This is a genomic window from Paenibacillus sp. cl130 (assembly GCF_900116035.1).
GTDB lineage: Bacteria > Bacillota > Bacilli > Paenibacillales > Paenibacillaceae > Paenibacillus > Paenibacillus polymyxa_B.
Genome location: NZ_FOYG01000011.1, coordinates 124,808 through 137,908 on the forward strand (window position 1 = coordinate 124,808; position 13,101 = coordinate 137,908).

At 47.7% G+C, this 13,101-nt stretch carries 10 protein-coding genes; 9 read left to right on the forward strand and 1 reads right to left on the reverse strand.

What is annotated here, in order from left to right:
* Window positions 1-24 precede the first annotated feature (24 nt).
* The 4 genes from hpf to BM358_RS23955 all read left to right on the forward strand — a co-directional run bounded on the left by hpf (window position 25) and on the right by BM358_RS23955 (window position 6,003).
* Window positions 25-585, forward strand: coding sequence for a ribosome hibernation-promoting factor, HPF/YfiA family (hpf, locus tag BM358_RS23940; RefSeq protein WP_023990642.1), 561 nt, complete (start codon window positions 25-27; stop codon window positions 583-585).
* A 412-nt stretch (window positions 586-997) separates the two neighbouring features.
* Entirely contained in the window at window positions 998-3,448 is a 2,451-nt protein-coding gene (gene secA, locus BM358_RS23945; RefSeq protein ID WP_023990640.1) for a preprotein translocase subunit SecA, read from the forward strand.
* 445 nt (window positions 3,449-3,893) lie between these two features.
* Window positions 3,894-5,007, forward strand: a protein-coding gene (prfB, locus tag BM358_RS23950) for a peptide chain release factor 2 (RefSeq protein WP_103744773.1) whose coding sequence is annotated in 2 segments (ribosomal slippage) — window positions 3,894-3,965 and window positions 3,967-5,007 — 1,113 coding nt in all. Because the reading frame shifts where the segments join, the coding sequence is not laid out codon by codon here.
* A gap of 96 nt (window positions 5,008-5,103) precedes the next feature.
* Window positions 5,104-6,003 (forward strand): YitT family protein, encoded by a 900-nt coding sequence (locus BM358_RS23955; RefSeq protein WP_023990638.1) that lies wholly within the window; start codon window positions 5,104-5,106, stop codon window positions 6,001-6,003.
* Between the two features lie 98 nt (window positions 6,004-6,101).
* Here the strand turns inward: BM358_RS23955 and BM358_RS23960 are convergent, their stop codons facing one another.
* Window positions 6,102-7,022 carry an SMP-30/gluconolactonase/LRE family protein gene (locus BM358_RS23960; protein ID WP_013312255.1) on the reverse strand — a complete coding sequence of 307 codons (921 nt, stop codon included), beginning with the start codon at window positions 7,020-7,022 and terminating at the stop codon, window positions 6,102-6,104.
* A 389-nt stretch (window positions 7,023-7,411) separates the two neighbouring features.
* Between BM358_RS23960 and argC the strand changes: the two genes are divergently transcribed.
* The 5 genes from argC to argF all read left to right on the forward strand — a co-directional run bounded on the left by argC (window position 7,412) and on the right by argF (window position 13,070).
* Complete coding sequence (argC, locus tag BM358_RS23965) at window positions 7,412-8,461, forward strand: N-acetyl-gamma-glutamyl-phosphate reductase (protein WP_023990636.1); 1,050 nt, start codon at window positions 7,412-7,414, stop codon at window positions 8,459-8,461.
* Between the two features lie 103 nt (window positions 8,462-8,564).
* Entirely contained in the window at window positions 8,565-9,791 is a 1,227-nt protein-coding gene (argJ, locus tag BM358_RS23970; RefSeq protein WP_028542130.1) for a bifunctional glutamate N-acetyltransferase/amino-acid acetyltransferase ArgJ, read from the forward strand.
* 118 nt (window positions 9,792-9,909) lie between these two features.
* Window positions 9,910-10,749: an acetylglutamate kinase gene (argB, locus tag BM358_RS23975; protein WP_025723996.1), complete on the forward strand. Its 840-nt coding sequence runs from the start codon at window positions 9,910-9,912 to the stop codon at window positions 10,747-10,749.
* A gap of 53 nt (window positions 10,750-10,802) precedes the next feature.
* Window positions 10,803-12,065: an acetylornithine transaminase gene (locus tag BM358_RS23980; protein ID WP_028542129.1), complete on the forward strand. Its 1,263-nt coding sequence runs from the start codon at window positions 10,803-10,805 to the stop codon at window positions 12,063-12,065.
* 48 nt (window positions 12,066-12,113) lie between these two features.
* Complete coding sequence (argF, locus tag BM358_RS23985) at window positions 12,114-13,070, forward strand: ornithine carbamoyltransferase (protein ID WP_028542128.1); 957 nt, start codon at window positions 12,114-12,116, stop codon at window positions 13,068-13,070.
* Window positions 13,071-13,101: the final 31 nt, after the last annotated feature.

Consider the following 13,101-nt stretch of genomic DNA (forward strand, 5'->3'; position numbering starts at 1 on the left):
GAAGGAGCAAAGGAGGCGTGCCCTATGAACTTAACAGTACGAGGTCAACAGATCGAGGTTACCGACGCTTTGAAGGACTACGTTGATAAGAAATTCAGCAGACTTGAAAAGTATTTCGATGCACCCCCGACGTCTGATGGAAGTGTAACGTTAAGCACAACCAGAGATTTGCACACTGTAGAAGTAACCATTCCTTTGCCGGGGCTTGTACTCCGTGCCGAAGACGAGAGCGATGACATGTATTCATCCATTGATGCCGTGGTAGACAAGCTTGAACGGCAAATTCGCAAGCACAAAACCAAGCTAAACCGTAAATTCCGTCAGGAAGGCAGTTTGAAAACCCTTTTTGTGGAAGATCCGGCAGGTGGCGTGGCTGTTGCTGAAGATGAGGATGTAGAACTGGATGAGCTGGAAGTCGTCCGCACCAAGCGTTTCTTATTGAAACCTATGGATGTGGAAGAAGCTATTCTTCAAATGAACATGGTTGGACATAATTTCTTTGTGTTTTCCAATATTGACAACGAAGAAGTTAACGTAGTTTACAAGCGCAATGATGGTAAATACGGTCTGATCGAACGGGAATAGCCTATGAAGTAGGAACTTTTCACATTTTAAAATGAATAGAACGATTTCGATTGAAGCATGCTTCATGGATATTAGGAAAATGAAAACAACACGAGCCTTATCCTTGCGAACCTGGCGGGATAGGGCTCTTTTATATGTTTTTTTGTAAATGTAAGGAAATTTTAACTTGGATAAGCGTAACTAAGTTGTGTATTTCGTGCGTCAATTGTTTTGGTATCTTTAACCGGATGCAAATCTGGAGGCTGCTTGTGTTGCGGCATGTCCTACAAACTGTTACAATTTATGCAAAGAACATCGCACGATGGGCTGGTACAGCCGGGCCTGTCAAACATATCGGGAATCAATTTCATCATGGACCCTTTCTTATTGTGAAATTGATTCTATTAATTGTTTTGCGCGAAAGGGGTAAACCATGCTAGGAATTGTTAAGAAAATCTTCGGAGATACCAATGAACGTGACGTCAAGCGTTTAATGAAGACGGTTGAACTGATCAATAAGATAGAGCCGGATTTCGAAAAGCTCTCGGATGAGGAGTTGCAAGCGAAGACGGCAGAATTTAAAGCTCGGGTCGAACAAGGGACTACGGCTGAAGAAATTTTGCCGGAAGCTTTTGCAACGGTTCGCGAAGCGTCCAAGCGGGTGCTGGGTAAACGTCATTATGACGTACAGATGCTCGGTGGTATTGCGCTGCATGAAGGTAAAATTGCCGAGATGAAAACCGGTGAAGGTAAAACACTGGTAGGAACACTGCCGGTTTATTTGAATGCTCTGTTGGGCAAAGGCGTGCACGTGGTTACGGTCAATGACTATTTGGCGCAACGTGACAGCGGAGAAATGGGACAGATTTATAACTTCCTGGGAATGTCCGTAGGGCTGAATTTGGCCAATATGGATCATGCCGCCAAGCAGGCAGCCTATGCTTGTGACATCACGTACGGTACAAACAACGAGTTTGGGTTCGATTATCTGCGTGATAATATGGTGCTTTACAAAGAGCAGATGGTACAACGTCCGTTGTACTTCTGTATCATTGATGAAGTCGATTCTATTCTCGTCGATGAAGCCCGTACGCCATTGATTATTTCAGGACAAGCTCAGAAATCGACAGAGCTGTATTTCGCGGCTGACCGTTTTGTGAAGAGCCTGAGTGTTGAAGAAGATTACACTCTGGATATTAAGGTGAAGTCGGTTGCTTTGACCGAAAACGGCGTATCCAAGGCCGAGAATTTCTTTGGTCTTGAAAACTTGTACGATCAGGAAAGTGTTACAATCAATCACCACATTGTACAGGCATTGAAGGCTAATGCCATTATGCGTTTGGATGTGGACTATGTCGTAGCTGACGGTGAGGTCCTGATTGTCGATGAGTTTACAGGTCGTCTGATGGCTGGACGCCGTTACAGTGATGGTCTGCATCAAGCCATTGAAGCGAAGGAAAACATCATTGTACAAAATGAAAGCATGACGCTAGCGACGATTACATTCCAAAACTATTTCCGTATGTACCGCAAATTGGCGGGGATGACGGGTACAGCGAAAACAGAAGAAGAAGAATTCAAAAAAATATATGGTCTGGAAGTACTCCAAATTCCAACGAATCGGCCTAACCAGCGTGTAGATATGCCTGACGTTGTATACAAGAGCGTAAAAGGCAAATTCCATGCAGTGGTGGATGAAATCCTGGAGCGCAACAAAAAGAACCAACCGATATTGGTAGGTACGGTTTCTATTGAAAACTCGGAGCTTCTTTCTGAAATGCTGAAACGCAAAGGCGTTCGTCACAAAGTGCTTAACGCCAAGTATCATGCTGAGGAAGCTGAGATTATTTCCCGTGCAGGTGAAGCTGGCGCAGTTACCATCGCTACCAACATGGCTGGACGCGGTACTGACATCGTACTGGGCGAAGGCGTATCAGAACTCGGTGGTTTGCACATCATCGGTACAGAACGTCATGAATCCCGTCGTATTGATAATCAGCTTCGCGGACGTGCAGGACGTCAGGGTGATCCGGGCTCCACACAGTTTTACTTATCGCTGGGCGATGAGTTAATGAAGCGTTTTGGTGCGGACAACGTGCTGAGTATGATGGAGCGTTTGGGCTTCGAGGAAGACCAACCTATCGAGAGCCGTATGATTACACGTGCTATCGAATCAGCTCAAAAACGTGTCGAAGGCAACAACTTTGATCAGCGTAAAGTTGTTCTCCAGTATGATGATGTAATGAACCAGCAGCGTGCTATTATTTACAAGCAACGCCGTGAGGTGCTGGAATCAGAGAACATCAAGGAAATTGTGTTCGACATGATCAAGCCTGTCATTGAGCGCGTAGTGGAAGCTCATTGCGGCGATGACATTCCTGAAAACTGGGAGCTTGAAGAAGTAGCAGAGTATGTGAACAACAACCTGCTTGAGGAAAATACACTTACGCGTGATGACCTGTGGGGCAAGGAAAAAGAGGAGATCGTGGATATGATCTTCGAGAAAGTTACCAACAGATACCACAGCCGTGAAGAAATGATTGGCGAAGATATGGTACGCGAGTTCGAGAAGGTTATCGTATTGCGTGCAGTCGATAGCAAATGGATGGACCATATTGATGCTATGGATCAATTGCGTCAAGGTATTCACTTGCGTGCTTACGGCGGTACCGATCCGCTGCGCGAATATCAATTTGAAGGCTTCGAAATGTTCCATGCTATGATTGCTAGCATCCAAGAGGAAGTAGCGACATACATCATGAAAGCACAAATTGAATCCAATCAAGAGCGTCAGGCTGTCATCGACGAAGACAAAATCTCGACGAGTGGTGAACCTGCGGCTCCTAAAAAGAAATCCGCTCCTTCGCGTCCGCGTAGAAAATAACGGATTGAAATTAAGGGAGAGATCTTGAGATACACTATTCCCTGCAGTGCATATAATGGCAGGCGGCAGTTCACCACTGACCGTCGGCCATTTTGTGCCATACAGGGGTGAGACTGATGTTTTCAACTTATAGGTCTCTGTTGGAGGATCAGTTTGAACATTGATGAATGGCTAGCTTGATCTCAATTCTTTTTAAACAATTATGACAAGCAAGCTGGTCTCTGCTTGTTTGTCAGTTAATTCAGTTCTTGACTCGGCTCACATACCAGAGCCGATAATTTAAAAGTCGTTTGACTCTACGGCGGTCGGCAGCGAAGCGGAGGATTTGAATCTGGAGAAGCGCCAGCGATCGTAAGATCAAATCATTCGCGCAGCGTCTCTTCACCCAGCCGTAACTCACAACGCTTTTACTCCCCTAACCCTATATTAAAAGGAGAATGTCATCATGATTGATCCAAATGTAAAACATGATTTAAGAGAAATAGGCAAGAAACTAACAAACCTTAGGGGGTCTCTTTGACTTAGATCTCAAACAGGAAATGATCTCAAACTTTGAGGAAAAGATGGCTGCGCCTGATTTTTGGGATGATAACGATAAAGCTCAAGCCGTGATCGCGGAAATGAACGCGGTTAAGTCTTCTGTAGACAGCTATGAACAGCTCCGTCAGGAATATGAGGATGCGGGGATGATGGCTGAGCTAGCTGATGAGGAAGGCGACGAAACACTGGCTGGAGAAATTGAAAATAGTATCAGATCTTTGCTGAGCAAGCTTCAAGAGTTTGAACTCCAATTGCTTTTGAATCAGCCATATGACAAGCTTAATGCCATTTTGGAGTTGCATCCGGGGGCGGGTGGAACCGAGTCGCAGGACTGGGGTCAAATGCTGCTACGGATGTATACACGCTGGGCAGAAAAACGCGGTTTTAAGGTAGAAACGCTGGATTACCTTGCGGGTGATGAAGCAGGGATCAAAAGTGTAACGCTGCTGATCAAGGGCTATAATGCTTATGGCTACCTCAAAGCAGAAAAAGGCGTGCATCGTCTCGTTCGCATTTCTCCATTTGATTCCTCGGGTCGTCGGCATACGTCGTTCGTATCCTGCGATGTCGTACCGGAAATTGCGGATGATGTGGACGTTGAGATCCGGACAGAGGATCTTAAAATTGATACGTACCGGGCCAGCGGTGCAGGTGGTCAGCATATTAATACGACCGACTCAGCCGTTCGAATTACGCATCTTCCTTCCGGCATTGTGGTAACTTGTCAAAATGAGCGCTCCCAGATCAAGAACCGTGAGCAGGCAATGACGATGCTCCGTTCCAAGCTCTACGAGCGTAAGATCGAAGAGCAGCGTCAGCAATTGGACGAAATCCGCGGAGAACAGTCCGATATTGCATGGGGCAGTCAAATTCGCTCCTACGTGTTCCATCCATACAGCATGGTTAAGGATCATCGTACTAGCGTGGAAACTGGCAACGTAGGAGCTGTCATGGATGGCGATCTCGATCCGTTCATCGATGGTTACCTGCGCAGCCAAATTAAGCTGGACGCAGAATAATAGCCTGTACGTTTTCCTACAGTCTGCAGACCATGTGCCTGCGGACTGTAGGAATTTTTGTGTAACGGTATTTTTAACTAAAGGAGAACACGAATGATGTCTCAATTGAATCCCCCCGCTGCCCGCCGAAGACGCCGTAAGCCTCTGATTGCCGCCAGCGGACCCGCACGCAACGTGACCGACATTTTGCTGATTATACTCGGCTCTTTCATTACAGCGCTGACCTTTAACATGTTCTTGCTTCCAAACCGGATTGCATCCGGGGGTGTATCGGGCTTGTCTATCTTGGGTGAGGACCTGTTTGGCCTGGAACCAGCCTATACGCAGTGGGGAATGAATATTCCGTTATTTATAGCAGGGGTCCTGCTGTTAGGGAAAAAATACGGTTTGCGTTCTTTACTGGGAAGTATTATGCTGCCGCTATTCGTTTATGTCACGAAGGACTGGGCAGTTCCGACAACAAATCCGTTGCTGGCTTCGCTATATGGTGGAATCGGAGTAGGGTTGGGTTTGGGGACTGTATTTCGGGGCAGGGGCTCGACGGGTGGACTGGCTATTTTGGCGCAGATTATTCAAAAGTATACGGGCTTTAGTCTTTCTCTCTGTGTCATGTTGATGGATGGCACGGTGATTACACTGGCTGGTTTCGCCCTCTCACCGGAACGTGCGCTGTATGCGTTGATTGGCTTGTTTGTAACTGGTAAGGTCATTGATGCTGTGGAAATGGGACTGAGCTACTCCAAAGTAGCTTACATCATATCCAATCAGAAAGAAACGATCACGCAGGCTATTTTGCAGGATTTGGACCGAGGATTGACAGAGCTGGCAGGGCGGGGCGGTTACACGAACGAAGAACGTCCTGTTCTTATGGTTGTAGTCGGACAAAACGAGGTAACTCGCCTCAAGACGCTCGTCCGCTTGGTAGACCCGGAAGCTTTTGTGATTATTAGTAATACTCGTGAGGTATTGGGTGAAGGGTTTAAGAAGGAAAGCTAAAACAAAGGGGCCTGTCTGGAGGTATGCTCTTAACTGAATTAATGTAGGAGAGCAGGAGAGCCTACTAATTAGGCTCCTCTCTCTTCAGAATGGCTTTCCTAGATTCTTTTTACTAATCGTTCAAGCCAATTTGCCGGTTGTCCTTGATTGAAATACGAGGTTAGCGTTCCTCTTACCCCTGTTTTGACCATAAATAGACCGCCTGCTAATGGTTGATCGGCACTATCATTATCTTGAGCAGTCGTAATATATAACTCATCCAGATGTTCACCGCCAAAAGCACACGAAGTCACACAATTGACGGGGAGTGACACCTCAGCAATCACTTCTCCATGAGCAGGATGGATACGGGAGACACGTTTACCACCCCATCGCGCGACCCACAACATGCCCTCTGCATCGATTGTCATGCCATCTGGATACCCTTCACTTTCATCCAATCTAGCCACCAGTTGCTTATTCCTAATCGTGCCTTGTGCCACATCGTAATCGAAGGAGACGACCTCCAATGTTGGAGTATCAATGTAATACATTGTACGATGATCTGCGCTCCAGGCTAATCCATTAGATATGGAAGCTTTATCAACCAGTAAGGAGACATTGCCTTTTGTGCTCAGACTATACAATGCTCCTTGCGCGTGTTCGCCATTTAGGCTCATTGTTCCTGCTAAAAAACGTCCTGTAGGATCGCATTTTCCATCATTAAAACGATTACCTAGTTTACCTTCCTCAGGATCATGGATCAATACTTTGGCCCCTGTCTCAATATCCAAACAATATAGACCGCTAATCAGCGCTACGATCACTTTATTTTTGAGATAAGGTACAACTGCACCAATATGTTCACCAACCTCTATTGTACGATCTGTGCACGTAGAAGGATCATAGATATGCAATTGAAAACCTTCAATATCGACCCAAAATAAACGCTGAAACCGCTGATCCCAGCTGGGACCCTCGCCTAACTTTGCCTTTGCATCTATAACGATATTCGCTGTATATGTTTCGATGTGTAGCACCCCTAACGTTTAAGTTTATTTTCGACCCCAATTATCCGCTTCAGCGGCTCCTCTGCGCAGATTCACTAGATGCAGCCCATGTGACTCCCTTCATGTTCAACAAGTTCATAAAGTGCAGCAAACGGCCAATCGAGATGAATACCAATATATGAGATAATTTAAAGGGAATATCCCCCCTTTTCTTTATGCAAAACGGCAGACTGTATTCAAGAGACTCTCTGTCTATTTTTTATTTCCTTTATTATAGCTCGTACAGCTTGTCCGTCAAAAGAATAGACAAGAGCGCATATTTTAAATTTGGAGGAATAACATGACATGAGGTGTTGTATTTATATGAATAGAGTCGTATAATAATACATATTTCATAGGAACGGAATGGAGGAAGGTCTGTGAGCAGCAAGTTAAAAGTGGCAATTGTCGGTTCCACCGGGTATGGCGGGGTGGAGCTGATTCGTTTTTTGGTTCATCATCCGCAAGTAGAGATTGTATCTGTTATTTCTTCGTCCAGCGCGGGTGTCCCAATCAGTGACGGGTTTCCACATCTAACGGACATTGTGGTGCAGGATTTGGACGGTGTCGAAGTCCACGAAATTGCTGCCAAGGCCGATCTGGTTTTCACTGCTACGCCATCGGGCGTTAGTACCAAGTTAGTGCCGCAGCTTCTTGATGCAGGACTGAAAGTCATTGACCTTTCCGGGGACTTCAGGCTTCGAAGCGGGGAAACGTATGAAGCATGGTATAAAAAGCCTGCGGCTTCACCCGAGTATCTCAAGCAAGCGGTATACGGACTCAGTGAGGTGTATGCAGAAAAGCTGGCGGGCGTTTCTTTTATTTCAAATCCAGGCTGTTATCCGACCGCAACATTGCTGGGGATTATTCCTGCGCTGAAAGCGGATTGGATTGACCATCGGTCGCTGATTGTGGATGCCAAATCCGGTGTATCCGGCTCGGGTAGGGGAACAAGTCTTGTTTCGCATTATGCGGAAATGAACGAGAATTTCAAGGCTTATAAGGTGAATAAGCACCAACACATCCCTGAGATCGAACAGGTACTAGGTGATATTGCGGGCGAGGACGTTACGATTACGTTTACGACACAACTTGTTCCCATGACCCGAGGAATTATGAGTACAATTTATGTCACGCTGAAGGGTGACCATACAGATCAGGATCTTATCGGGTTATACCGGGATTATTATAAAGGGCATCCTTTTGTCCGTGTACGTGGCGAAGGTATATGGCCAGCAACGAAGGAAGTATTGGGTTCGAATTACTGCGACATCGGTTTTGCAGCAGATGCCCGAACCGGGCGTCTTACGATTATTTCTGTCATTGATAATGTTGTGAAGGGTGCAGCTGGACAGGCGATTCAGAATTTAAATTTGATGATGGGATGGGAGGAGACCCTCGGGCTGGGCTTCATACCGGTATATCCGTAAGTAGCAAGTAACCGCAACAAGATGCAGGAAACGTCAGCGAGCGGAATTTCGAATACAGGCAGCTGCCATTCATCGAATATGTTGCGAACGAGGGCACATAATTATGGGCAAAGTAGAGTTTACAGTAGTAAACGGGGGGAACATTGTAACTCCGCGTGGCTTTACAGCCGGGGGATTACACTGCGGACTAAAAAATTCGAACCGCAACGATATGGGCGCGATTCGGTGTGAGGTAGAGGCGACAGCTGCTGCGGTGTACACCACCAATGTGTTTCAAGCTGCACCGCTGAAGGTGACCCGCGAGAGCTTGGCAGATGGTCGATTGCAGGCAGTAGTGGTGAACAGCGGGAACGCCAATGCCTGTACGGGACAGCAAGGGGAGCAGGATGCCTACGCTATGCGTTCGGCTGCGGCTCGTGAACTGGGTGTTGCTGAGAGCAATGTAGCCGTCGCCTCGACGGGCGTGATCGGCGAGCATTTGAAAATGGATCGTGTGCTTGGCGGAATATCCTCCTTACCTGACCGTATGAACGGGGCAAACGATGGAGCGGAGCAATTTACCCAAGCCATTCTGACAACGGATTTGGTTAAAAAGGAAGCATGTGTGGCGGTTGAGGTGGACGGTGTGACCGTACACATCGCCGGGGCGGCCAAGGGATCGGGCATGATACATCCGAATATGGCAACGATGCTCGCTTTTATGACCTGTGATGCAGTGATCGGACAGACGGCGCTTCATCAACTATTAAAGCAGGCAACGGATACCAGCTTTAATATGATTACGGTGGATGGGGATACGAGCACGAACGATATGCTAATCGCCATGGCGAGCGGACTGGCTGGCAACCGTGAGCTGCACGTAGGGCATCCCGATTGGGACGCTTTTGCCGAGGCGTTCACCTATATCTGCCGAGAGCTGGCGAAGGCAATTGCTCGCGATGGAGAGGGTGCTACGAAGCTGGTAGAGGTGTCTGTAAGCGGAGCGGTAAGCGATGCGTCCGCCCAAGCGATAGCCAAGACAGTGGTTGGGTCCAGTCTGGTCAAGTCGGCCGTTTTCGGAGCAGATGCGAATTGGGGACGGATTATTGCGGCCGTAGGGCGTGCCGGAGAACCTGTTAATCCAGATACGGTAGATATTCGCTTGGGTGATATTGTTGTGCTAAGCCAATCGAGTCCGGTCGCTTTTGGCGAAGAAGAGGCGCTAGCCTATTTGCGGGGAGATACGGTGCAGATTATTGTTGATTTGCATCACGGGAACGGAACCGCTACAGCATGGGGCTGTGACCTAACCTATGATTATGTGCGGATTAACGCAGCTTATCGGACATAGGTACCAGAATAAAATACGGATTGAATAAGGATAGTAGTTGTTAGAAGCAACGAGCGGATGGAAGTCCAGTATCATTTGAAAATGGCACGGATATGCAGAGAAGAAAAGGAGAGATGATATGCAATCGGCAGTGGAACACGCGGATCAAGCGAATCATGCGGGAGTGGCACGTCGTAATTTTGTGATGAAATGCGGAGGAAGTACGCTGGCTGCGTTACCTGATTCCTTTTTTGAAGATTTGGCGCGTTTGCAGTCGGAAGGTCTTCAACCTGTCATTGTACATGGCGGTGGCCCTGCGATTTCCGACAACTTGGCGAAGCTGGGGATCGAAACGGAGTTTATTCATGGATTACGCAAAACGACCGAACCTGTGTTGGATGTCGTGGAAATGGTACTGGCAGGCAGCATTAACAAGCAGATTGTACGTAGAATAGGGATGCATGGGGGCCGAGCGTTGGGGTTGTCAGGCAGTGATGGCTATTTAATCGAAGCCAAGCCTGTGTCGAATGCCGCTGAGGTCGGTTGGGTCGGAGAGGTAACATCCGTTCAAGCCTCGATTATTACAGGTGTACTGGATATGGACTATATGCCTGTTATTGCACCCATCGGGATTGATCGATCGGGTCAGCGTTACAACATTAATGCGGATACAGCGGCGGGTGCGGTAGCCTCTCATCTGGGGGTCAGTCGGATGATCGTCGTTACAGATGTACCAGGCATATTGAAGAAGTATGGCGGAGAAAAGAGAGTGCTGGACTCTATCACTGTACAGGAGATTGAGGATATGATCAGCACAGGTGAAATATACGGTGGCATGATCCCGAAAGTGAGAGCGGCTATTGCCTGTATCCACGGCAAAGTGAAGGAAGTCGTCATTGTGAACGGTAGCGAACCGCAGGTACTAAGCCGTGTGCTGGGCGGAGAATCGATTGGAACACGCATCGTGCGTATGCAGTAATTACAATATATAGCTCGACCTATATAACCAAACGATAAAGGAGCGTGAACATAATGAGTAAGGAACCGAATACGCTGGTGAGCGAGGAAATGCCAAGTACGGATGGAAGCGGAGTGCAAACGGAAAAGGTGTCGGCAAAAGCGCAGACAGAAAGCTCTCTTTTTCCAACCTACGCAAGATACCCGCTTACACTGGTAAAAGGACAAGGAAGCTGGCTGTGGGATGATCAGGGCAAGCGTTATCTGGATTTCATGTCAGGCATTGCCGTTACCAATCTCGGCCATGCGCCTCAAGCAGTAGCTGAGCGATTGAAAAAACAGATCGATGAACTGTGGCATGTATCCAATCTGTTTCATATTCCGGGGCAAGAACGAGCCGCTGCCTTGCTGACAGCCAATAGCAGCGCGGATGCTGTGTTTTTCTGCAACAGCGGGGCCGAAGCGAATGAAGCTGCAATTAAGCTGGCGCGTCGTTACCACCAGAAGGTAAAGCAGACCGGTCGCTACGAAATCATTACGTTCACGCAATCCTTCCACGGACGGACGCTGGCAACCTTGACCGCTACGGGTCAGGATAAAGTTAAAGAGGGCTTTTTACCGCTTCCTGCCGGGTTCAAAAGTGTTCCGCTTCATGATCAGACGGCGCTTGAAGCAGCCATCAGTGAGCATACGGCGGCAATTATGCTGGAAATGGTGCAGGCCGAAGGCGGCATGTATCCGGTAGACCCTGCTTTCGTAGATGTGATCACAAAGCTGTGCCGCGAGCATGGTTTGCTGCTGATCATTGACGAGGTGCAAACAGGTATGGGACGGACGGGCAAACTGTTTTCCTTTGAGCATTATGGTATAGAGCCGGATATCTTTACATTGGCGAAAGGACTGGGCAGTGGTTTCTCTGTGGGTGCGATGCTAGGCAAAGGATATTTGCGTGAAGCGTTCACAGCGGGCAGTCATGGTTCTACCTTTGGGGGTACGCCACTTGCTATGGCAGCGGTTCAAGCTACTATTGAAACGATTATTGATGACAAGCTACCAGAACGTGCAGCTGAGATGGGAGATTACCTTTTCCGTAGTCTGCAAAAGCAGCTTGGAGATAGTCCTTTTGTAAAGGATATCCGTGGAAAAGGTCTGATGGTCGGTATTGAGTGTGCAGAACCGGTAGCGGAGCTTGTTTTGGCAGGACAGAAGAAGGGGATTCTGTTCATTACAGCAGGACCGAACGTGATTCGTCTGTTGCCTAACTTGTATGTAACGAAAGACGAAATAGATCAGGCTGTAACATTGATTGCTGAATTGATTCGGGAGCATGTGGCTTAGTGTAAAGGCCAAATCATCCTAGACTAGAGTGTAAAAGGAGACGATAGCATGAGCCAGGGCGGCGCACTGCAGCAGATGAATTTGAAGGGGCGGGACTTCCTGGAACTGGACGATTACTCTCCAGAGGAAATCCAGTATTTAATTGATCTCGCCATTGAAATTAAGCGTAAGCACAAAAACGGAGAAACCTATCAGCCGCTAAAAGGGAAAACGCTCGGACTGATTTTTGAAAAATCCTCTACACGTACACGGGTATCTTTCGAAGTCGGTATGTATCAATTGGGTGGGCATGCTCTTTTCCTCAGCAAAAATGACATTCAACTGGGACGCGGCGAACCGATTAGCGACATGGCTCAAGTCATGTCACGTTATCTAGATGGCATTATGATTCGTACCTTTGGGCACGATAATGTTGTAGAGTTGGCGCGGTATGCGTCCGTTCCTGTGATCAATGGATTGAGTGATTTAGCTCATCCGTGCCAAGTGCTAGCTGATTATCAAACCTTGTATGAGCAAAAGGGTAAGCTAAAAGGGCTCAAATTGGCTTACATCGGAGACGGTAACAATATGGCTCATTCCCTCTTGATTGGGGGAGCGAAGCTTGGAGTGCATGTGTCCATCGCAAGTCCAGCTGGATACGAGCCTGACCCGAGTGTGGTCGCAGCTTCCCGTGAAATTGCCAAACAGACAGGTAGTGAGATCGTTATAACCCAAAGTCCGCAGGAAGCAGTACGAGATGCGGATGCGATCTACACAGATGTGTGGGCGAGCATGGGCTTTGAGGAAGAGCAGAAGGAGCGGGAGCTTGCTTTTGCCGACTTCCAGGTGAATGAGGAGCTGGTCAAGCTGGCGAAGCCGGATTATTTATTCCTGCACTGTCTCCCTGCGCATCGTGGGGAAGAAGTGAGCGCAGGCGTAATCGATGGTCCGAATTCGGTCATTTTTGATGAAGCGGAGAATCGTCTGCATGCGCAAAAAGCGCTGTTAGTTGCTTTAATGGCTTAAGATTGATAGGTATTGATAGGTAAAGAAGATA

Bases quoted from the DNA above. Each gene is read 5' to 3' on its own strand.
- hpf (WP_023990642.1), top strand. From the start codon at position 25: ATGAACTTAACAGTACGAGGTCAACAGATCGAGGTTACCGACGCTTTG.
- secA (WP_023990640.1), top strand. From the start codon at position 998: ATGCTAGGAATTGTTAAGAAAATCTTCGGAGATACCAATGAACGTGAC.
- BM358_RS23955 (WP_023990638.1), top strand. From the start codon at position 5,104: ATGTCTCAATTGAATCCCCCCGCTGCCCGCCGAAGACGCCGTAAGCCT.
- argJ (WP_028542130.1), top strand. From the start codon at position 8,565: ATGGGCAAAGTAGAGTTTACAGTAGTAAACGGGGGGAACATTGTAACT.
- argB (WP_025723996.1), top strand. From the start codon at position 9,910: ATGCAATCGGCAGTGGAACACGCGGATCAAGCGAATCATGCGGGAGTG.
- BM358_RS23980 (WP_028542129.1), top strand. From the start codon at position 10,803: ATGAGTAAGGAACCGAATACGCTGGTGAGCGAGGAAATGCCAAGTACG.
- argF (WP_028542128.1), top strand. From the start codon at position 12,114: ATGAGCCAGGGCGGCGCACTGCAGCAGATGAATTTGAAGGGGCGGGAC.